At 67.1% G+C, this 20,170-nt stretch carries 20 protein-coding genes; 6 read left to right on the forward strand and 14 right to left on the reverse strand.

The features are described 5' to 3' along the window. The 5 genes from F3087_RS36655 to F3087_RS36675 form a co-directional block, all read right to left on the reverse strand. The coding region (locus F3087_RS36655) for an ABC transporter permease (protein WP_191094322.1) at nucleotides 1-435 on the reverse strand (435 nt) is incomplete at its 3' end. Further along, on the reverse strand, nucleotides 432-1,214 hold the full coding sequence (locus F3087_RS36660; RefSeq protein WP_150406728.1) for an ABC transporter ATP-binding protein: 783 nt from the start codon (nucleotides 1,212-1,214) through the stop codon (nucleotides 432-434). The genes F3087_RS36655 and F3087_RS36660, both read right to left, overlap by 4 nt. Before the next feature lie 224 nt (nucleotides 1,215-1,438). Further along, the gene (locus tag F3087_RS36665) at nucleotides 1,439-1,759 is read right to left on the reverse strand and encodes a MerR family transcriptional regulator (protein ID WP_150406729.1); all 321 of its coding nucleotides are present in this window, start codon (nucleotides 1,757-1,759) and stop codon (nucleotides 1,439-1,441) included. A 5-nt stretch (nucleotides 1,760-1,764) separates the two neighbouring features. Further along, nucleotides 1,765-2,109 carry a DUF1048 domain-containing protein gene (locus F3087_RS36670; RefSeq protein ID WP_150406839.1) on the reverse strand — a complete coding sequence of 115 codons (345 nt, stop codon included), beginning with the start codon at nucleotides 2,107-2,109 and terminating at the stop codon, nucleotides 1,765-1,767. A 2-nt stretch (nucleotides 2,110-2,111) separates the two neighbouring features. Beyond that, the gene (locus F3087_RS36675) at nucleotides 2,112-2,441 is read right to left on the reverse strand and encodes a PadR family transcriptional regulator (RefSeq protein WP_150406730.1); all 330 of its coding nucleotides are present in this window, start codon (nucleotides 2,439-2,441) and stop codon (nucleotides 2,112-2,114) included. A 324-nt stretch (nucleotides 2,442-2,765) separates the two neighbouring features. Here F3087_RS36675 and F3087_RS36680 point away from each other — a divergent pair, with 324 nt between their 5' ends. Genes F3087_RS36680 through F3087_RS36690 form a run of 3 tightly spaced genes read left to right on the forward strand, consistent with a single transcriptional unit; the run spans nucleotide 2,766 to nucleotide 4,738 of the window. After that, nucleotides 2,766-3,977: an amidase domain-containing protein gene (locus F3087_RS36680; RefSeq protein WP_191094323.1), complete on the forward strand. Its 1,212-nt coding sequence runs from the start codon at nucleotides 2,766-2,768 to the stop codon at nucleotides 3,975-3,977. Next, entirely contained in the window at nucleotides 3,974-4,375 is a 402-nt protein-coding gene (locus tag F3087_RS36685; protein ID WP_150406732.1) for a hypothetical protein, read from the forward strand. The genes F3087_RS36680 and F3087_RS36685 overlap by 4 nt, the downstream gene beginning before the upstream one ends. Nucleotides 4,376-4,402: 27 nt before the next feature. Next, nucleotides 4,403-4,738: a hypothetical protein gene (locus F3087_RS36690; RefSeq protein ID WP_150406733.1), complete on the forward strand. Its 336-nt coding sequence runs from the start codon at nucleotides 4,403-4,405 to the stop codon at nucleotides 4,736-4,738. Here the strand turns inward: F3087_RS36690 and F3087_RS36695 are convergent, their stop codons facing one another. From F3087_RS36695 to F3087_RS36710, 4 genes are all read right to left on the reverse strand, one after another. Next, nucleotides 4,739-6,412 (reverse strand): amino acid adenylation domain-containing protein, encoded by a 1,674-nt coding sequence (locus F3087_RS36695; protein WP_191094324.1) that lies wholly within the window; start codon nucleotides 6,410-6,412, stop codon nucleotides 4,739-4,741. It abuts the gene before it with no gap. A 94-nt stretch (nucleotides 6,413-6,506) separates the two neighbouring features. Beyond that, complete coding sequence (locus F3087_RS36700; protein WP_150406735.1) at nucleotides 6,507-7,169, reverse strand: GDSL-type esterase/lipase family protein; 663 nt, start codon at nucleotides 7,167-7,169, stop codon at nucleotides 6,507-6,509. 26 nt (nucleotides 7,170-7,195) lie between these two features. Beyond that, on the reverse strand, nucleotides 7,196-8,626 hold the full coding sequence (locus tag F3087_RS36705) for an MFS transporter (RefSeq protein WP_223885624.1): 1,431 nt from the start codon (nucleotides 8,624-8,626) through the stop codon (nucleotides 7,196-7,198). Between the two features lie 161 nt (nucleotides 8,627-8,787). Beyond that, nucleotides 8,788-9,690: an NADP-dependent oxidoreductase gene (locus tag F3087_RS36710; protein ID WP_150406737.1), complete on the reverse strand. Its 903-nt coding sequence runs from the start codon at nucleotides 9,688-9,690 to the stop codon at nucleotides 8,788-8,790. Between the two features lie 167 nt (nucleotides 9,691-9,857). Here F3087_RS36710 and F3087_RS36715 point away from each other — a divergent pair, with 167 nt between their 5' ends. Next, nucleotides 9,858-13,163 carry a BTAD domain-containing putative transcriptional regulator gene (locus F3087_RS36715; RefSeq protein WP_150406738.1) on the forward strand — a complete coding sequence of 1,102 codons (3,306 nt, stop codon included), beginning with the start codon at nucleotides 9,858-9,860 and terminating at the stop codon, nucleotides 13,161-13,163. 65 nt (nucleotides 13,164-13,228) lie between these two features. Here the strand turns inward: F3087_RS36715 and F3087_RS36720 are convergent, their stop codons facing one another. After that, nucleotides 13,229-13,882 carry a TetR/AcrR family transcriptional regulator gene (locus F3087_RS36720; protein WP_191094325.1) on the reverse strand — a complete coding sequence of 218 codons (654 nt, stop codon included), beginning with the start codon at nucleotides 13,880-13,882 and terminating at the stop codon, nucleotides 13,229-13,231. A gap of 68 nt (nucleotides 13,883-13,950) precedes the next feature. Between F3087_RS36720 and F3087_RS36725 the strand changes: the two genes are divergently transcribed. Next, entirely contained in the window at nucleotides 13,951-14,418 is a 468-nt protein-coding gene (locus F3087_RS36725; protein ID WP_150406740.1) for a VOC family protein, read from the forward strand. A gap of 9 nt (nucleotides 14,419-14,427) precedes the next feature. On the opposite strand, the gene F3087_RS36730 is transcribed toward F3087_RS36725, so the two are convergent. The 3 genes from F3087_RS36730 to F3087_RS36740 form a co-directional block, all read right to left on the reverse strand. After that, a complete protein-coding gene (locus F3087_RS36730; RefSeq protein ID WP_150406741.1) occupies nucleotides 14,428-15,561 on the reverse strand; it encodes a DSD1 family PLP-dependent enzyme in 1,134 nt (377 codons plus the stop codon). Further along, on the reverse strand, nucleotides 15,558-16,223 hold the full coding sequence (locus F3087_RS36735) for a helix-turn-helix transcriptional regulator (protein ID WP_223885625.1): 666 nt from the start codon (nucleotides 16,221-16,223) through the stop codon (nucleotides 15,558-15,560). Before F3087_RS36735 ends, F3087_RS36730 begins: the two co-directional genes overlap by 4 nt. 198 nt (nucleotides 16,224-16,421) lie before the next feature. Next, nucleotides 16,422-17,453 (reverse strand): LLM class flavin-dependent oxidoreductase, encoded by a 1,032-nt coding sequence (locus F3087_RS36740; protein WP_150406743.1) that lies wholly within the window; start codon nucleotides 17,451-17,453, stop codon nucleotides 16,422-16,424. A 99-nt stretch (nucleotides 17,454-17,552) separates the two neighbouring features. Here F3087_RS36740 and F3087_RS36745 point away from each other — a divergent pair, with 99 nt between their 5' ends. Then, complete coding sequence (locus F3087_RS36745) at nucleotides 17,553-18,029, forward strand: SRPBCC family protein (protein ID WP_317983952.1); 477 nt, start codon at nucleotides 17,553-17,555, stop codon at nucleotides 18,027-18,029. A 40-nt stretch (nucleotides 18,030-18,069) separates the two neighbouring features. On the opposite strand, the gene F3087_RS36750 is transcribed toward F3087_RS36745, so the two are convergent. Then, entirely contained in the window at nucleotides 18,070-20,121 is a 2,052-nt protein-coding gene (locus F3087_RS36750) for an MMPL family transporter (RefSeq protein WP_150406745.1), read from the reverse strand. Nucleotides 20,122-20,170 lie beyond the last annotated feature (49 nt).

Raw genomic sequence — 20,170 nt, forward strand, 5'->3', positions numbered from 1 at the left:
GATGCCGGCTACCGCTAGCCAGGCCAGTACGCCGGCTCCGGAGCGGAAGCCCATGAGCAGGGCGACGAGTACGACGACCACGATCGAGATCAAGTTGGCGATGAGCGAGGTCAGGACGTGCGCCCACAGCACCGATGATCTGGCGATCGGCATGGATTGGAAGCGTTCGAAGATGCCGCCCTTCATGTCCAGGAAGAGCCGAAACGCGGTGTAGGAGATGCCCGATGCGATAGTGATGAGCAGGATGCCGGGCAGCAGGTAGTTCACGTAGGAATCCGAGCCGGTGTTGATCGCACCGCCGAAGACGTAGACGAACAGCAGCATGAAGGCGATCGGCATGATCGTGGTCGTGATGATGGTGTCCACGCTGCGCGTGATGTGACGCAGGGATCGGCCGAGCAACGTGGCGGTGTCGCCGAAGAAATGCGTGGTCATGTTTGTTCCTTGGTCAGGGCTTCGTCGCCGACGAGGGACAGGAAGACGTCTTCGAGAGTTGGCTGCTTCTCGACGTATTCGACCTTGGCGGGTGGAAGGAGTTGTTTGAGCTCGGCGAGGGTGCCGTTGACGATGATCCGGCCCTTGTGCAGGATGGCGATCCGGTCGGCGAGTTGTTCGGCCTCGTCCAGGTATTGGGTGGTGAGCAGAACCGTTGTGCCGTGCCCGGCGAGGTCCTTGACCGCCTGCCACACTTCGAGGCGCGCCTGCGGGTCGAGACCTGTTGTCGGCTCGTCCAGGAAGATGATCGGCGGGTCGCCGATGAGGCTCATGGCGATGTCGAGGCGGCGGCGCATGCCGCCGGAATACGTCGAGACCTTACGGGTCGCCGCGTCGGCCAAAGAGAAACGTGCGAGCAGGTTGTCGGCGATCGCGCGCGGGTTGTCGAGGTGGCGCAGCTTGGCGACCAGCACGAGATTCTCTCGGCCGCTGAGGATTTCGTCTACGGCCGCGAATTGACCGGTGAGACTGAATGATTCGCGCACGTTCGCCGCCTCGGTGGCGACGTCGAAGCCGTTGACGACCGCGGTGCCCGCATCGGCTTTGAGGAGCGTGGACAGGATGCGGATGACGGTGGTCTTGCCGGCGCCGTTCGAGCCGAGCAAGGCGAAGATACTGCCGCGCTCCACCTCGAAGTCCACGCCCCGCAACACATTCAGGTCCTTGTAGGACTTTTCCAGGCCCTGTACGCGGATCGGTGGAGCTTGCCGTGTCGTCATCGCACGTACCCGCTTTCGTTGTCCGCAGCCGTGTCGTCGACCGGAACCGCGCTGAGATCGGTGCGTTGAGCGTTCATGTGATCACCCTTTGGGTTGCTTGCTCAGTAACTATACGTATATGTATACGTGGACACTATAGGTATAGCTATACGTATATACAAGTGGCAGTTGTGTGGCAGTTAAGCGTTCGTGGTTAGGACATACACGAGCACGGCCGGTGATACTCAGCCGCAGGTCAGAGACCTATTGAGGATGTACTCGACGTGCGCGAGGTAGTCGAGCAGATCCCCGATTTCAGCCAGCGGCACGCCCGCCCCGGCCAGCGTGCGGACTTGCACCAACCGCCGCAGCTCGACAGGTCCGTAGCGGCGAGTGCCGGAGCCATCGCATTCCGGTTCATCGACCAGACCGCGCCGATGGTAGTCCCGCAGCGTAGCCACCGTGACACCGGCGAACGCCGCCGCCCGGTCGATCGTGAACCCATCTCGCACGGCATATGTTGTCCCGCAGCACTTCTCCGGAGTAAGCACTTGCCAAGTCGGCATCGGCGCTAACTTTCCGCTCCGGCGGCGCGCTCGATGGCGGTGGTCAGTCGTCGCTGTTCACGGCTGATCCACGACTCTTCCTGATAGTTCCGCGCGAACGCCTCGATGAACTCCACCGGATCCTGACCGACGACCTCGCGGATCGGGGTTCCGTCCGACGCGCTCTGCTCGAACAGGTCGAGCAGGTCCTCGAACAACGAGACGCCTCCCCCGTGCCCGAAGTAGTTCACGTACCGCTCGAACGCATCGACCGCCGAACGATACGGCGCGGGAAGCTGTTTCACCCGCGCCTTGTACTGCCACCAACGCCGCTTCTCGCCGAGGTCGCCGATCACCTTTTCGATGAACATGGTCACTTGCCTCCTTCATGAAGTTGTTCGAGCCGTTCCGCGAGGAATCTCCAGGTGCTCCAGAACTCGTCGAGGTATTCGCGTCCCTGCGCGTTGAGGGAATACACCTTGCGCGGCGGCCCCTTCTCCGACGGGATCTTCTCCACGTCGACCAGATCCTTCTTCTCGATCCGGACGAGCAGGGCGTAGATGGTGCCCTCGGCGATGTCGGCGAATCCCCGCTCGCGCAGCCACGCCGTGATCTCGTACCCGTACGCGGAGCGCACGGACAGGATCGCCAGGACGATGCCCTCCAACGTGCCCTTGAGCATCTCCGTCATCTGCTTGCCCACGGATCACCTCCCACTACTCAATGTCACTTACTACTAGTAGATAGTAACACTGAATAGTGGAGAGGCAAGGGGCCTGCGTGCGCAGGCACCGGCGAGCGAGTAAGCGCTTCCCCCGCATTGCGGATAGAACGGTTTCTCCAAGTCTCCCAACATGATTCGGCACAGATCGAAACCTCGGTGCGGCGGTAGGCAATCCCCCACTACCTTGGGCATGACGGCCCACACCGGCGCGGCGATGATGTGACTACCGAATGGAATGATCCCTGGGGGGATTCGATGGTTTCTTTCGCCGATTTGCGGGATGCAAAGCCGGATCTGTGGCAGGTGGCTGCCGATGATCTGCTGGCGGTGTCCAAACAGACCGAGCGGACCGCGGACAATATTCACGCCAACGGCATCAAGGCGCTCGAGGACAGCTGGCCGGACAAAACCGGCGACCGTGCCCGCGAGACCCTGGTCAAGGTCGCGAACCGGATGGTGAACGCGAGCATTCTGTCCCGCGGTGCGATGACCGCACTCGACGCGCTGCAGGATTCGATCGCCATCGCACAGCGCGAATTGACCGCTGCCGTGAATTACGCCACCGCACAAGAGTTCTCCGTTGCGGCGAACGGAACCCTGAGCATGCCGCCGGAGGGCGAGTTCAGCATCATCAAGTATCTGTCGATGCTGAGCACCCAGCGCATGATCGACGACGCGATCGAGGCGGCCACCCAGGCCGATCAGGCGTGCGTGGAGGCGATCGCCGCGGTCAACGTGGATCCGGACAATGTGACGCAGGAAGACGCGCAGCGCAGGCAGAGCGAGGCGGTGCGCAAGGCTTTGCAGGAGATGCGAAACCTGCTGCCGGACGGGTTGTCTCGATATCAGGTCGAGCAGTGGTGGAAGGCGCTCACGCCGGAACAACAGCAGCAGCTGATGCGGGCGGTGCCCGTCGAACTGCACAACCTGGCCGGGATTCCGGACGACGTGAAAAAGCAACTCTCCGATGACGGCCGCGGCTACGATCCGGTGAAAACGGTCAGTTGGGCGCTGGCCAACGCCGACAACCGCGACATCGACGTTTTCGGCAACAACTGCGCGAACTTCGCCTCGCATTCGCTGCGGCACGGCGGCCTGAAGGACAAAATGGACTTCTGGAGTTGGGGCACCCTGGACAGCGACAACTGGGGCACCTCGTTGGCGGGCGATGCGAATGTCCCCGGCATAGCAGGCAAAACGCACACCCAATCCTGGTATAACTCGGACGCGCAGCGACAGTTCTTCCTCGAGCACGGCGGCGCCGAGGTGCCCCCGTCGGCCGCGAAACCAGGTGACATCGTGTACTTCAATTACAACGACGGTCCGGGCGGTCATCCGGACGGCCAGAGCCATCACACGGCCGTGGTGACCGCGGTCCTGCCCGATGGCGAGGTGCTGTACACGCAGCACACGCCGGGTGCGGCGAACCAGAGTTTGAGCGACCGCCTGCCGATGGTCGAACAAGGCGAAGGGCGGCAGGGGATCACCATCGTCCGCCCGAAGGAAACATGGTGACCACGGCGCCGGCGCGCACCGCCGAGTGGTCGTCGGTTGCCCTCGGCGCGGTCGCACTCGCCGGATCGGTTGCCGCATACGGGGTTCGGCATGCTCGGCGCCAGGACTGGCAGGATCTGGTCGTCGGCACCCGCTGTCGCACGGTCCCGCCGCTGCCGGACGTCACGGCGCTGAACTGGCTCGGCATCGCGTCGAGCGTGGTCGCGATCGTGGCGTTCGCGTACTACTGCCGGGTGGTTGTTCGCGCACGCGGGACCTCGCTGCGCGTGGTGATCGGCGCGATGCTCGCCGTGGTGGCGGTCGGCTGCCTGGCAGTCGGGCTGTTGTTCGCGACGACCACTCCGACCGACGCGCACGACGGTTTGGACGGCAGCGGATTGCCCTGCGCCAGCGGGTAATACGCTCGGGGAGAGGGAGTTCCGATCATGACCGACGAGATCAATATCGCGCCGGGCGAGGTGAAACAGTCCGGCTCGACGATTTCGACCGAAGCAACCGAGGCACGGGCGGCACTGACGCCGATGTTCGACTCGGCGCAACCGGCCGCGGACGGCAACAAAGGTTTCGCGTCCGGTCCGGCGCTGGTCACCTATGCCAGCGGGCTGAAAGCCGAGATGGAGGGCACGATCACCGATCTCGAGACGACCGGGCAGAAGATCGTGGCCGCGGCAGAGACGTTGCAGGGCATGGACGCCGACAACGCCACCGGAATCAGCCGGGTCGCCACCGCGCTCAACGGGTTGGGCAAGCCCCCGCCGTGACTAGTGCCGGATCAGTTGGCGCAGTGCTGGATTCGGTCCGTCGGGCTGCGCGATCACGGCCGGGCGGGCGTGAACCTGTTCGACGGCTCGTCGACGTAGTTGCGCGCGGTCTTGTTTTCCATTGCAGGTCAATGGGATTCGCCGGGTGCGGACGAATCGGCTGGGCACCGATGCCGACGGCAGCTGCTGACTGAGGCAGGCGCGCAGGCGACGGAACAGCGCTTCCGGCTCGCAGTCGGTGTCGGCGGGTTGGATCCAGGCGACCATGGTGGTGTCGTCGTCGACGTCGACCGCGACCACCACGGCGGCCGCGACCCCGGGGTCCGCGAGTAGATGCTGCTCGATCTCCCCTGGCTCGATCCGCTGTCCGCGGATCGTCACCTGCTCGTCGACACTGCCGAGATACTCCAGCTCGCCGTCGACCACCCGTACCCGGTCGCCGGTGCGGTAGAGCCTCGGCACCGACGAACCTTCGGGCGCGGCGACGAATGCTCGCGCGGTCAGGTCGGGACGGTTCAGGTATCCGGCTGCCACGGGGACGCCGCCGATGTGCAGTTCCCCCTCCTCGCCTGGGCAGACCGGCAGTCCGTCGGCATCGAGAACGGTCAGCACGCAGTTGTCGATCGGCCGGCCGATGTACACCGCGTCGATGTCGGCCGGGTTGCTCGGACAGGTCCAGGCCGTCACGTCGATCGCGGCCTCGGCCGGACCGTACAGATTGTGCAGCGCGGCGGGCAGTGTCGCGACGAACTCCCTGGCCACGGGCGCCGGGAGCGGCTCACCGCCACAGAACACATGCCGCAGCGAGGTACACCGGGCCGCGTCCGGCCAGCGCAGGAACTCCCGCAGCATGGACGGCACGAAATGGCAGATGGTGATCTGATGCCGCACGACGGCCTGGGCGACCGCGACCGGGTCGCGGTGTTCCGCCGATGCCAGGAAGACGCAGCGCGCACCGGCGATCAGCGGTAACAGCAGCTCCCAGCCGGAGACGTCGACCGAGACCGGCGTCTTCTGCAAGATCCGGTCATCGGCATCGACCCCGTAGGTCTCGCGCATCCATTCCAGGCGATTGCCCAACGCGCGGACCGACACGACGACACCCTTCGGCGCGCCCGTGGATCCCGAAGTGAACAGCACGTAGGCGGGTTGATCGGCCGGCACCTCCGGCAACGGGTCGAGCTCGTCCGTATCGGACTCCCGGGGCAGATCCAGCGCCCGCAGCCCACATTCGACGACCAGTTCCCGACCGGCGCCGGTCACCAAAGCCACTGCGCAGTCGGAGATTTCGGTGACCTGACGCATCCGCGCGGTAGACGCGCTCGGATCGACCAGCAAGTAGGGCAACCCCGCCTTGAGCACCCCGAGCAACGCGACGAGCAGGGCGGCGCCGCGCGGCACCGCGATCGCGACCGTCCGCCCCCGCGGTGCGCTGGTGCGGAGCAGCCGGGCGACGCGATCCGAGCGCAGCTCCAACTCGCGATAGGTCAGTTCGCCGCAGCCGTCGGCGGCCGCGATCGCCCCCGGCGCCCGCGTCGCCGCCGCCCGGACCAGACCCGGAATGCCGTGCCGGAAACTCCGCTCAACGGTTCGGCCACGCAGCTCCAGCGCCGCCACCGAGTATTGCTCGTGCAACAAGACCTCCACGTTCCCACTCAGTCCCTCGATGATCACGGTAGGCCGCCGAATCCTCCGGGTGTACGGCCCTGACGCAACCTTTACGAGGTTGGAGACGCTGGTCACGTAATCGAAGCGCGTCTCGGTGCGGTCAGTCGATCAAGCGCAGCCAGGCCTCGGCGAGCGCGTCGTGACCGGCCGCGGTCGGGTGGACGCCGTCCGCGGACCAGTGTTCCGGTCCGGTGCCCGCGGCCAGTTCGGCGAACATGGCGTCGGCCGGAATCAGGTGGGCACCGTATTCTTCCGCGAGTTCGTGCACGGCCTCGATCTTCGGGTCGAGGTCGGCGCGCCACTCCTTGCGCTCCTGCGGTCCGACGAGCGCGGCGCCGGCCTCGACGACGCCGTCGATGGGCAGGAGGAACGGCTCGATCAGGATCAGCTGGGCGCCCGCCGCGGCGAGGGGTGCGAGCAGGCGGTCGTAACCCGCTCGGAATTCCGCCACGGGGATCTCGTGGCCGTCCGGGTCCAGTGTGTGCCAGCCCATGTCGTTGACGCCGACGAGGATCGAGACCACGTCCGGATGCGCGTCGAGTACATCTGTCTGCCAACGGGTTTCGAGATCCATCACCTTGTCGCCGGCGTTGGCGGTGTTCAGCCAGGTGACAGGACGGTCGGGGTGGCGAAAGCACCATTCGCCCGCGACCCGCACCGGGAACGCACAGCCGGTCCCGTCCTCGCCGACCGGTCGGCGGAGGTCGCTGATCGAATCACCGGTGAACATCACGGTGGTTCCTGAATGGAGGGTGATCGTCATTTCGGTACGTCCTGACTTCTTGGATTTCAGTGTGCGGTAGCGAGTTCCGAGTCGGACAGCGGGAGCGGACCACTGCGGAACAGCAGTGCGGCCAGCGCTGCGGCGCAGAGGAAGACTCCTGCGGCGATCCAGAACACGAGGTGGTAGCCGGCGAGGGTCGCCTCGGCGAGCGTCGCGGGCTGGGCCGCGGTCGTGGGATGGTCGGCGAGATAGTTCGCGATGACCGTCGTGGCGAGTGAACTGAACACCGCCGTCCCGAGCGATCCACCGATCTGCTGGGCGGTGGTCACCAGGGCGGCCGCTACGCCGGCGTCGTGCGGGTGCACTCCGCTGGTCGCGGCGTTCTGCACCGGGCCGAAGATCAAGCCGAATCCGACGCCCGTGACGAGCAGCGCGGGCAGCACGGCACCGGCGTAGCTGGAGTCGGTGTGGATGCCGGTGAGGATCGCCATGCCGATCGCGGCCAGCACGCAGCCGATCGGGACCAGCGGCCGAGGTCCGGTGCGCGGCAACAACACCGCGCCGGAGAAGACCGCGCCCACCATGACCGACACGATCATCGGGAGGAACGCGACGCCGGTCAGCAGCGGGCTGAATCCCAGCATGTTCTCCAGGTAGTAGGTGAGGAACAGGAAGACCGCGAACATTCCGATGCCGGAGATTCCGAGGGACAGATACGCCGCGCCGCGGACCCGGTCCAGGATCACCCGCAGCGGCAGCAGCGGATGTTCGGTGCGGAGTTCGATCAGCACGAAGGCAGCGACCAGCGCGACGCCGGCGAGGACCGAGCCGATCGTCCGGAAGTCGTTCCAGCCGTGCGTTTCTGCGGTGCCGAGGCCGTAGACGAGGCCGACGAGACCGAGCACCACCGTGACCGTGCCCGCGATGTCGGGCTTGGTCCGTTCCGGTCGATCACCGTCGCGCAGGAAGACGATCCCGCCGATGAACGCCACCGCCGCGATGATCAGGTTGACGTAGAGGCACCATCGCCACGAAAGGCTCTGGGTGAGAACGCCGCCCAGCAGCAGGCCGACCGCGCCGCCCGCCCCGGAGATCGCGCCGAAGATGCCGAACGCGCGGCCGCGTTCCTTCGCGTCGTCGGCGAACGTGACCGACAGCAGCGACAGCGCCGCCGGTGCGAGCATCGCGGCGAACGCGCCCTGGCCGATGCGGGCGATCAGCAGCATCGAGAAGTCCACGGCGGCACCGCCGAAGGCCGACGCGACGGCGAATCCGCCTACGCCGATGAGGAACAGCCGCTTGCGGCCGAAGAAGTCCGACAGCCGGCCGCCGAGCAGCAGGAGGCTGCCGAATGCGAGGGCGTAGCCGGTGAGCACCCATTGCCGGTAATCGGCGGGAAAGCCCAAGTCCTGCTGGGCACTTGGCAGTGCGATGTTCACGATGGTGGAGTCGAGGATGTCCATCAGCTGGGCGAGGCCGAGGACGACCAGGGCCATCCAGCGGTTCGGTATGCGGGGTCCGTCTTTCTGAGGTGCCGCTTCGGTCGATGAAGGGGCAGATGTGTCAGGGTTCATGGTGGTCTCTCATGTGGATATGGGCGTGACGATTCGGGCCGCCAACTCCCTTGGCGGCCTGCGATTTTCGGAGTGACTCCGGGTCAGTCGACGAGCAGCACGAGCTTTCCGCGCACCCGGCCCGCCTCGCCGACGCGGTGTGCTTCGGCGACCTCGCTCAGGGGGAAGGTGCGGCCGACGGGGAGGACGAACCGGCCGGATTCGATCAGTTCGCCGATCTGGTCGATCACGTACAGCGCGCGGCCCGCGTCTCCCCTGCTGAACCGCACACCGTACTGCTCGGCACCGGCGAAATCGGCGAGGGTGACCACATGCGTTGCGCCACCGGCCAGTTCGATGAGTTCGGGCAGGATCCCGCTGCCGGCTACGTCGAGCGCGAGATCGACGCCGTCCGGCGCGAGGGCACGAACCCGCTCCGCCATGCCCGCACCGTAGGCGACCGCCTCGGCACCGAGTGAGCGGAGGAAATCATGGGTTGCCGGACTTCCGGTGCCGATCACGCGGGCACCTCGAGCCACAGCGAGTTGGACCGCGGCGCTGCCGATGCTGCCGGAAGCGCCGCTGACGAGCAGCGTGCTGCCGCTTTCGACACCCAGCTGGTCGAGGGCACGTGCTGCCGTCTCGATCGCGGCCGGTAGCGCGGCCGCATCCGCGAAGCCGAGCGACCGCGGGATGGGGGCGTAGTAATCCAGCACGGCCAGTTCGGCTTGTGCGCCGCTGTCGGCGGAGACGCCGAACACGCGGTCGCCGAGGGCGACGTCGGTGACATCCGGACCGAGTTCGTCGACGATGCCCGCCGCTTCGTGGCCCAGGGTCTGCGGGAGTTCCTCGTCCATCAGGCCTTGGCGCTTCTTCCAGTCGCTCGCGTTGACGCCGGCGGCGCGCACGGCGATCCGGACCTGGCCGGGGCCCGGGTGCGGATCCGGAAGGTCGACGAGCTCGAGGACGTCGGGGTCGCCGAACCGGCTGAACTCGACTGCCTTCATGAGGTGCTCCGTTCCCGCCGCTGAGGGCGCTGGTGAGTGGGCACGTGGTGCGTGCCGAAGCTGACTCGCCAAGACTGCTACCCACCGCTCACACGGGGCGCACACCACGCTGACACGGGAACCGCCCTGATGTGAGGACCTGGGTGGGGGTGCGCGAAGATCGGGGGATGAACGGGGATGCGCGACTGCACGTCACGCTGCTGGGCGCCTTTCAGGTGTCTCGCGGCGAGGCAGCGCTGTCCGTTCCGGGAGCGCGGTTGCAGGGGCTGGTCGTTCGGCTGGCGCTCGCGGGCGGTCGGGTGGTCGAGCAGGGGGCGCTGGTCGACGCGATCTGGGCGGAGGATCTGCCGGCCGATCCCACGCATGCCTTGCAGGCGCTGGTTTCGCGGTTGCGGCGAATTCTCGGCTCGGCCGGGGACGTCGTGCAGGTCGCGGGTGGGTATCGGCTGGCCGTGGATGACGTGGACGCGGTGCGGTTCGAGCAGCTCGCCGCGGCCGGGCGTGAGCACCTACGCAGCGGCAACGTCGATGCGGCGGTGGCTGTGCTCGGCGAGGCGGTGCAGTTGTGGGGTGACCGGCCCGGTACCGAGCCCGCGGTCGTCGCTGCGGTTGCGCCCGCCGTCGCGACCCGGCTGGCGGCCGCCTCGGTCGAGGCAGTCGTAGACCTTGCCGAGGGCGAGCTGTCCCTGGGCCAGGCCGGCGTGGCCGCCGATCGGCTGACCGCATTGCTCGCCGAGCAGCCCGTCCACGAGCGCGCGGCCGCGCTGCTCATGGACGCGCTCGCCGCCCAAGGTCGCCAAGCCGAGGCGCTTGCCCGCTACGAGCGCGTCCGCGAATCCCTCGCCGACGTTCTCGGCACCGACCCCGGTGCTGCGCTGCGCGAACGCCACCTGAGTCTGCTGCGTGCGGATCAGCCTGCACCGCAAGTCAACTCGACCAACCTGCCCGCACCGTTGACCAGCTTCATCAGCCGCGACGACGACCTCGCCCGAATCGACACGCTCCTCGCCGCCGGCCGCCTGGTCACCGTGCTCGGTCCCGGCGGGGCAGGCAAGACCCGGCTCGCCGTCGAGTCCGCCCGCCGGCATCGCCACGAATACCGTGACGGCGCTTGGATGATCGACCTTTCCTCGGTCACCGAGCCGGCCAAGGTCGGCGCGGCTCTGCTCGCCGCGATCGGGTTGCGCGGCTCGGCGCTGTTCGAGGCCTCGGCCAAGCTGCGCGGTGACCCGATCGGCGAGCTGGATGTCTTGGCCGACCAACTGAGCGGCCGGGAGAGCCTGCTCGTTGTGGACAACTGTGAACACCTGATAGACGCTGTGGCCCAGCTTATTTCGGCGTTGTTGACCCGCTGCGCCGGGTTGCGGGTGCTCGCCACCAGCCGCGAGCCGCTGGCGATCGACGGCGAGGCGCTGGTCCCCCTCGGCCCGCTCACCGTGCCGCAGCCGGACGCGGACCTCGAGCAAGCCCGTGCTGTGGCATCGGTGCGCCTGTTCACCGAACGAGCGGCGGCCGTGCGTCCCGGATTCGCCGTCGACAACGGCAATCTCGACGACGTGCTGCGCATCGTCCGCGCCCTCGACGGCATGCCGCTCGCCCTCGAACTCGCCGCGGCCCGCCTGCGCACGCTCGCACTGGCCGACCTGACCGCCGGGCTCGCCGACCGATTCCGCCTGCTCACCACCGGCAGTCGCACCGCCCTCCCCCGCCACCGCACGCTCCGCGCAGTCATCGCGTGGAGCTGGGACCTCTTGAGCGAACCCGAACAGATTGCCGCCGAACGGATCTCAGTGCTTCCAGGCGGTATCACGCTCGCCTCGGCCGCTGCGGTCTGCGCCGATTCAGCGGCGCCTGCTGGACACAGAGCGGAGCAGATCTCGGCAGCCGGTACCCACGTCGGAGTGTCCGCCGATAACGTCCCCGAACTGCTCGCCGCCCTGGTCGATCGGTCGTTGCTGCAACTCGTGCCGGACACCGGGCGGTATCGGATGCTGGAGACGATTCGTGAATACGGGTTGGAACGCCTTGCGGAGCAAGGCATTCTGACCGACGTCAGGGATCTGACCGCTCACTACTCCGGTGAGCTGGTCGCCCGTAATGACCCGCTGCTACGTGGTCCCGAGCAACTAGACGCACTGCACGTGCTGCGAGCCGAATACGACAACGTGCTCGCTGCGCTGCGCCATCTCTGTGACCGTGGTGCTGCCGACGATGCGATCGGGCTGGCGGTGAACCTGACTTGGTACTGGCAGATGCTCGGCCAGCGCAACGATGCGGCCTACTGGTTGGGCGAGGCGCTCACGGTGCCGGCCGAGCGACCGAGTGTGCAGCGCGACATCGCCGAAGGGCTGTTGCTCACCACCGTCGCCACGCAGAGTGCGCTGGTCGTCGACGCGATCGAGGAGCGGCGCACGCAGCTCTGGGAACTCGCCGATCGGCTGCTGAGCCGGCCGGAACTGCCGGGCTTCGGCGGGGCGCTGATCACGGCCAGGTTGGCTTCCATGGCGGTGCACGAGGCGTCGCCGGCGATCATGCGGCGGCTGATCGACGGGCCGGACGTGTGGCTGGCCGGGTTGGCCCGCATGTTCCGGTCCCATCTCGCCGAGAACGCCGGGCATCTCGACCAGGTTCGCGACGACGTGAGCGCCGAACTGGATTGCTTCGCGCAGGCCGGGGACCGCTGGGGGTTGGCGACGGCGCTGCCGATGCGCGTTTTGCTGCGGCAGTACGACGGCGATCTGGACGGTGCGCTGGCCGATCTGACCGAGGCCAAACGGCTCGCCCGCGAATTCGGGTCGCTCAGCCTCAGCGACGAGATCTTCATCGATCTGCGCTGGATCGATCTGCACGTGCGGCTCGACGAGACCGCGGCGGCAATCGAGATGATCACCGCGACCCGGGAACGGGTGCAGCGCAGGACATCACCGGAGCTGGTGATGCTGCTCGACGTGCGCGAGGCCGACTTGTCGCTGCGCGTCGGCGACCTCGATCGGGCACGTGAGCTGATCGAGGCGGCCGAGGGCACGTTGTCCGAGCGGCATCCGTTCAGCGGCGATCAAGGGCGGGCGGTGATCGGCTCGGTGCGGGGCGCGCTCTGTCTCGAGCTCGGCGACGGACCTGGTGCCGATGAGGTGTTGCGCCAGGCCTATGCCGCGGCCGTCGACAGTCGGGACATGCCGATCGTGGCAACGGTTGCGGTGACTGTGGCCGGGCTCGCCGCGCTGTACGAGCGGTTCGCGGACGTGGCCGCGATACTCGGCGCGGCGGCTCGGCTGCGGGGCGCGCACGACCGGACCGATCCGCAGGTTCGGATACTGCGTGGACAGTGCCGGACCGCGTTGGGCGACAAGGGCTTTGATGATGCGTACGAGCTCGGCTGGCAATTGGACACACAGGCGGCCTTGACCCGAGTCGATCCGGCGCGACTACAGATCGCGCACGAAACCCACCCGGACACACCGGTCCGGCGATAGCACCCGGCGAATACTGCTGCCGCATTAACGATTCAGCCATTCCATGCGGCTACCGGCGGACATGCCTAGTGCGCGGACCTGCTCGGCGTGACCGCGAAGTGATGCCAGGTGTCGTACATCCATTGCTGGTAGGCGGCCGGGTCCCAGCCAAGAGTCCGGGTCATCAGGATGTAGGTCTCGGCTTGGCCGAGCAGGCCGACGGTGGCGATGACCCAGTCCAGGTCGACGCCGGGATCAAGGAGTCCGTCGGCGTGTAGCTGCTGCCAGATGTGGGTGATGTTGGCGTGGGTGGCGTCCCGGCCCGCGGTGGCCGCGGCGGCGATGAGCGGTTCGCTGGCTTCGGCTTGGACGGCGACCGCGATGAGCGGGGCGGCCCGTTCCATCAATCCGCGAGCGCCTTCGGCATACGCGCGGATTCGTTCCTCGAGGGTCGGCGCGGTGGCCGCGCGGACGTGCCAATCACGGTGCGCCACACCGACTTCGGCGGTATCACCGACGATCGCCACATCGATCGCCCGGTTGAGCAGATCAGCCTTGGTGCCGAACCTCAGATACACCGTGCGGGCACCGACCCCCGCGGCGGCGGCCACGTCCGCGAGGGTGGTCGCGACATAGCCGTCCGTCAGGAATAGCCGGACCGCCGCATCCAGGATCTTCTGCTCGGTCTCGGCCTTGCGCGCCTCCCGCAACGGAGATTGCTTCTTGACACCACCACTCACTAGATGCACCCTTACTACATCAATGCAGTATTACTGCATTTAAGCACTGTCACTGCAAAGGATACGTCATGGTCCCCACCCTGGCCGGAGTGCATCACCTCAAACTGCCCGTGTCGAACCTCGCCAGATCGATCGAGTGGTATCGGACGCGACTCGGTTACGAGGTCGAGGTCGAGTTCCACGAGCAGGGCGTACTGATGGGCGTAGGCCTCCACCACCCCGCAGGCGGCCCGATGTTCGGATTGCGACTGGACCCCGAAAAGGCCGCAGCAGCGGCCGGATTCGACTACTTCTCCATCGGCGTGCCGGACAAGGCATCGATCATCGAGCTCGCCGAACACCTCAGCGCACTCGGCGAGCAGCACGCCGGCGTGCACTTCGCGAGCATCGGCTGGATCCTGCCCGAACTGCACGACCCCGACGGTCACGAGGTCCGTTTCTACACCATCGCGCACCACACCGACGTCGACCCGGCACACCCGTTGATCATCGATGACGCCCGCAAAACCAGTGCGGCCCGGGAACATTCGCAGTGACGCGCGGACTCACCAACCGTTGTGGCGGGTCCACACCGCGTCGATTACGGGCGTGGTGCTCGCGTCGTTGATCACGTGGTAGCGGTGGTGTTGGGCGGCGGTGGCGCAGGCGTGGTTGGGGAGGATGCGGAGGCGGGTGCCGATGGGGAGGTCGGGGGTAAGGTGGGTGGTGCCGGGGCGGGGGGTGAGGATGCCGTGTTCTTGGCTGGCTCCGGTCATGATGAGATCTGGAATGGGTTGGCCGGCAAGGGTTGTCACGAGACCGTAGCCCTGGTCTACAGGCTGGTTCTGGGTGCCGCGGTCGCGGGAGGTGGCCATCCAGCCGCCGTCGGTGATGATCCAGTTCTTGGCGGGTTGGTGTCCGATGACGGTGACGGCTACGGAGAGGGCGAGGTCGTCGGGGGTGCAGATGCCGAGGCCGGCCATGACGAGGTCGAAGAAGACGTAGTTGCCTGCTCGGACCTCGGTGACTCCGGCGAGGTCCAGGGCGCTGTGCGCGGTGGGTGTCGATCCGACACTGACCACCGGACAGGGCAGTCCCGCTATGCCGAGGACGTGTGCCGCGCCGACCGTTGCGTCGCGCTCGTTTTCGGCGGCTTTCCGCAACGCGTCAGGGGTGTAAGCGAAGTAGGACTCGCCGGCGTGGCCGAGGACACCGGCGAGATTGTCGACCAGGATCTGGGCGATCTCGACCAACGCGGGATCGCTGGGCGCGACACCGCCGCGGTGACCATCGCAGTCGATCTCGATCAAGGCGGGGATCCGAACGCCATGCTCGCGACTGAACCCGGTGACGGCTTCCGCTTGAGCTGAACTGTCGAGCAGGACAGTGAGATCCACGCCACGGGCGATGAGCGCGGCGACGCGAGGCAGTTTGTGCGGGTCGATGCCGACGGCGTAGAGGATGTCGCGGTAGCCGGCGTCGGCGAAGTACTCGGCCTCGCCGAGGGTGGAGACGGTGATGGGTCCGGGTTCGTCGGCATGCACGCGGCGGGCCACGTCGATGGATTTGCTGGTCTTCACATGGAGGCGCAGGGGAACACCAAGCGTGTCCAGATGGTGTTGCAGCCGTTGGATATTGCGGTCGAGACGAGTGGCGTCGACGACGACGAAAGGGGTGTCGGGGGTGTCCAGCGTGATCACGGGTTTCCTAATAGTTCGCTGTCCTTCTTGAACGTAGCCAGGTCGTTGTAGAGACCGGTCCGGGAGATGCCGAGGCGTTTGGCCACCCGCGCGGGCGCGCCACGCAGCGCGAAAACGCCCGCATCGTGCAGTGCGCGAACGAGTTCCAGCCGTTGCTCACGTCCGAGCGCCGACGCGGGCACTGCGTGCGCACGTTCGGCACGCTCGATCAGCGAGTCGATTACCTGGTCCAGCTCCCCCGAGAAATCCGTCGCCGGCACAGGCGATTCCGCGCTCACGGACAACCCCAGCAGATCCGACAGCACCCCCGTCGCTCGGTTGATCGCCGAGAGATCGATGTTGATGCACAGCGCGCCGATCAGCGACCCGTCTGCGTCACGCAGCGGCAGGGTCGTGCACTTCAACAGCCGCCCGTCTTGCGCACGCGTGACGTAACCGACCTCGTTGCTCGCGTCCGCCCCCGCCGCCAGAACCCGCAGCCCGATCTCACTCATCGCATCCCCGACTACACGCCCGGTGACCGCGCCGGCGACAGCAGCCACCGATCGCTCCGGATCGCGATAGTCGTGCAAGACCACCTCGCAGCTGCGCCCGAAGGTGGCGGCGATCCCCTCGACCAGTGGCTTCAAGGCACCGAACACCGCGTCCGCAGTACCGGTCACTGCTTCGCCGCCGAGGAACCGGAGCTGCCGATCCGTGCCGCAACTATCAAGACCACCGCGATCATCCCGACTGCTCCTTAACAAAGTGTCAATTCCTGGACAAATTGTCACACAGCGGGCAGGGGCAGCGCCACTCGGTGGATCAGGACTGCGCGACTCAGGACCTGGGCCGCCCATAGCCCGCGCTCGAGGTCAGGATCAACCCGCGATGCTGGACTCGATGTCGATCAGTCGCCGCAACATCGACAGCTGATGCGGATAGTCGCCGTCGAGTTTGACCAGCAGGCTGGTGATTCCAGCAGCGCGATAGTGCGTCAATCGCTCGGCGATCCGCGCGGGCGTCCCGATGAGGTTGGTCAGCTCGCCGAGTTCACGCGGGACTTCGCGGCGCGCAGCGGCTTTGTCGCCGGACTGCCAGAGTTCGACCACCCGCTCGACGGCCGTGCCGAAACCGAGGCGGGTGAAGGCGTCGTTGTAGAAGTTCCGGCCGCCGACGCCCATGGCTCCGATCGTGAACGCATATCCCGCAGCGTGTTTGCCGATCGCCTCGGCCGCAGCCTGGTCGTCCTCGGTGATCTCGACGGCGACCGGCGCGACCAGGTCGAGATCGGACAGCGCGCGCCCGGCCCGAATCGCGCCCTCGCGCAACGGATCCAGGAAAACCTCGGCCGCCTCGGGAATGAACGCGTTCCCGAGCCAACCGTCGGCCAGTTCACCGGTCAGTCGCAGATTTCGCGGACCCATCGCCGCGTTGTAGATCGGGACGTGGGCCGGCTTCACCATCGGTTGCAACGCCCGCCCAGGCCCATCCGGCAACGGCAGCGGATAGATCTCGCCGGCATGCTCGAGCCGTTCGCCGCGACCGACCGTCCGGATGATCTCGATCGTCTCGCGCGTGGTCTGCACCGGCTGCCGAAACCGAACGCCGTGCCACCCTTCCATGACCCGCGGCCCGGACACACCGATGCCGAGATCGAACCGCCCACCGGACAGCTCGTGCAGGCTCAACGCCGACGTCGCCAACAGCGCGGGCGTACGCGACCCGAGCTGAACTACGAACGTCCCCAACCGGATCGACGAGGTTTTCGCCGCCAGGTAAGCCAGCCCGGTGAGCGCGTCATAGCTCCACACCTCCGCCACCCACAGCGCCGAAACACCCGCCGCCTCCGCCGCGACGGCGAACTCCACCGCGCCGGGCAGCCGTGGCTCGATCAGAACACCGATACGCATCGCGCCTCCTCGGGCATAGTGGCAATAGCGTATAGAGAGATCGGATCGCGGCAGCAGGGAAGGGTGCGGATGCGCTATCGAGACTGTCCCACTATCGAAGTGGCGGAACGGATTCCATGCGACCCGGACACCGCGTGGGCGCTGATCACCGACATCGGACTGCCGGTGCGGAGCTCGCCGGAGCTGACGTCCGTGCAATGGGAGGGAACATCGAACCGGGTCGAGCCGGGCGCGCGGTTCCGCGGTCGCAACGATCACCCCGCCCTCGGATCCTGGGAAACCGTCTGTGAAGTCGTCGAAGTGGAACCGCAGCGTCGCTGGGTCTGGCGAGTACTCGGCCCGGACAACGGCACCAGCGCCACCTGGGCGTTCGAGATCGACCCCGCGCGCGAAGGCGTCATCGTCCGCCAGTGGGCGCGCATGGGCCCAGCCCCGTCCGGCCTGACCCCGGCGATCACCGCGAAACCGGAACTCGAAGGGCGAATCATCGCCCGGCGACTGGAGGAATGGGCGGACGGCATGCGCGCCAACCTCGCCTGGCTGCGCACCGAGGTGGACAGCGAAGCCCACCCTTGACCGAGACGACGATCGAAGACGCCGTCGGGCGTTTCGACAATCAGGCGCCGGAATGGGGTGTTGTGCCCGCTCCCTGATCTCGGATACGGGACAGCGGGTTGGGCCACCAGATCTTCGGGCCGATGAGGCGGAAAAGTGCTGGTATCACGACGGTTCGGACGAGGAAGGTGTCCAGGAGAATGCCCAGGCCGACGATGATGCCCAGCTGGGTGAGGATGATCAGCGGGAGGACACCGAGAACGCAGAAGACGGCGGCCAAAACGATTCCGGCGCTGGTGATGACGGCCCCGGTGGCGGAGACGGCACGGACGATGCCCTGTGTGCTGCCGTGGTCGGGTGTTTCTTCGCGGGCCCGGCTGACCAGGAAGATGGTGTAGTCGACGCCGAGGGCCACCAGGAAGAGGAAGGCGTACAACGGAGCGCTGGTGTCCAAGGCGGGAAAACCGAAGAGGTGCAGGCCGATCCAGGCGCCGAGGCCGAGCGCGGCCAGCGCGCTGAGCACCGAGACACCCACCAGCAGCACGGCGGCGGGGACGGCGCGCAACAGGGCGAGCAGGATGATCAGGACAACGGCCAGGATCATCGGAATCACCACGCGCTGATCGTGTTCGGCGGCTCTCCTGGTGTCCAGGCCCTCCGCGTCACCGCCGCCGACGAGTGCGCCGGGTATCGAGGCCAATTCGCCGCGCATCGACTCGATCGTGGAAAACGCTTCCGGGGAACCGGGTTCGGCGTTCAGCACGACCGACCACCGCGCCAGTCCGGACGGCGCGGTGCCGGTGGGCGTCACCTGCGTGACACCGGGCAACGCGCGCAACGCCTGTTCGACTCCGGCGGCCGAATCACCTCTGGCCAGAACGATTGTCGGGTTGGCCGCACCGGCCGGGAAATGCGCGGCGAGCGTGTCGAAGCCTTCGACGGATTCGGCGCGGACCCGGAACTGATCGGTCTGCGACAACCCGACGTCGGTGCCGATCAATCCGGCCGCGAACCCGCCGAGCACCACCAGCGTGCCGCAGGCCACGAGCACCGGCCTGCGCACCACCCCCGCGGCGATCGCGTGCCACATTCCCTGCTCGGCCGCGATCCGCTCGTCCGCCTGCGGCACGAACGGCCAGAAGACATTCCGCCCGAACAACGCCAGCGCGGCGGGCAGTGCCACGAGCACGAACACCACCGCGACGACCAGACCTGCGGCCGCGCCCACACCGAGACTCCGGGTATTGGGCAGCGAAGCGAGCAGCAAGGTGAGCAACGCGGCGACCACCGTGACGTTGCTCGCCAGGATCGCCGGTCCGGCATGCCGGACCGCGTGCCGCAACGCGGTGCGGTGATCGGTATTACGGTGCAATTCGTCGCGATAGCGGGAGACCAGCAGCAGCGCATAGTTCGTCCCCGCGCCGAACACGAGCACGCTGGTGATCCCCGAGGTCGACCCGTCGAACGCGAGCCCGGTCAGCCGAGCCAAACCGGTGCCGACCGTGGCGGCAACCCGATCGGCGGATCCGACCACCAGCAACGGCACCAGCCACAACACCGGCGACCGATAAGTCACGATCAGCAGCAACGCGACGACCGCGGCGGTCACCGCGAGCAGCGTGATGTTGGCGCCGGCGAACGAATCCGCGATGTCCCCACCGAACGCGGGCCCACCGGTCACCTGAATACGCAGATCCGCCGGCTGCCCGGCCTTTACCGTGTCCCGCAGCTCGTTGATGCGGTCGGTCAGGGCGAATCCACTCAACTTCGCGTCGACCGGCAACCGCCCGATCGCCGCCTTCCGATCAGGCGACATGGCCAGATCTCCGAGCTTCGAGCGCAGCCCGGTCAGATCGTCGACCCTCAATTCGGCGGCATCGGTGCGCGTCACCACAACCACCGCAGGTGCCGTGCCGGCATCCGGGAACTGCGTCAGCAGCTCTTTCACCTGCGCCGATTCCGCACTACCCGGCAGCGAATTCGGCGCCTCCCCCGCGGCGTCGTTCCCCCCGATCCCGCCGATCAACCCCGCCGAAACGGCGGCAAGCAGCACGAGCAGCAACCAGGACTTACGAGCGGTGACCACGGCCGCGAACCGATCCCACATGCGCATCACCACACCATCGCAGACCCGCGCGCGCCGCGCGCGTTGTCACCGCACC

Origin of the sequence: Nocardia colli (assembly GCF_008704205.1) — a bacterium.
GTDB classification, from domain to species: domain Bacteria; phylum Actinomycetota; class Actinomycetes; order Mycobacteriales; family Mycobacteriaceae; genus Nocardia; species Nocardia colli.

Bases quoted from the DNA above. Each gene is read 5' to 3' on its own strand.
- F3087_RS36660 (WP_150406728.1), bottom strand. From the start codon at position 1,214: ATGACGACACGGCAAGCTCCACCGATCCGCGTACAGGGCCTGGAAAAG.
- F3087_RS36665 (WP_150406729.1), bottom strand. From the start codon at position 1,759: ATGCCGACTTGGCAAGTGCTTACTCCGGAGAAGTGCTGCGGGACAACA.
- F3087_RS36670 (WP_150406839.1), bottom strand. From the start codon at position 2,109: ATGTTCATCGAAAAGGTGATCGGCGACCTCGGCGAGAAGCGGCGTTGG.
- F3087_RS36690 (WP_150406733.1), top strand. From the start codon at position 4,403: ATGACCGACGAGATCAATATCGCGCCGGGCGAGGTGAAACAGTCCGGC.
- F3087_RS36700 (WP_150406735.1), bottom strand. From the start codon at position 7,169: ATGACGATCACCCTCCATTCAGGAACCACCGTGATGTTCACCGGTGAT.
- F3087_RS36705 (WP_223885624.1), bottom strand. From the start codon at position 8,626: ATGGCCCTGGTCGTCCTCGGCCTCGCCCAGCTGATGGACATCCTCGAC.
- F3087_RS36710 (WP_150406737.1), bottom strand. From the start codon at position 9,690: ATGAAGGCAGTCGAGTTCAGCCGGTTCGGCGACCCCGACGTCCTCGAG.
- F3087_RS36715 (WP_150406738.1), top strand. From the start codon at position 9,858: ATGAACGGGGATGCGCGACTGCACGTCACGCTGCTGGGCGCCTTTCAG.
- F3087_RS36725 (WP_150406740.1), top strand. From the start codon at position 13,951: ATGGTCCCCACCCTGGCCGGAGTGCATCACCTCAAACTGCCCGTGTCG.
- F3087_RS36740 (WP_150406743.1), bottom strand. From the start codon at position 17,453: ATGCGTATCGGTGTTCTGATCGAGCCACGGCTGCCCGGCGCGGTGGAG.
- F3087_RS36750 (WP_150406745.1), bottom strand. From the start codon at position 20,121: ATGCGCATGTGGGATCGGTTCGCGGCCGTGGTCACCGCTCGTAAGTCC.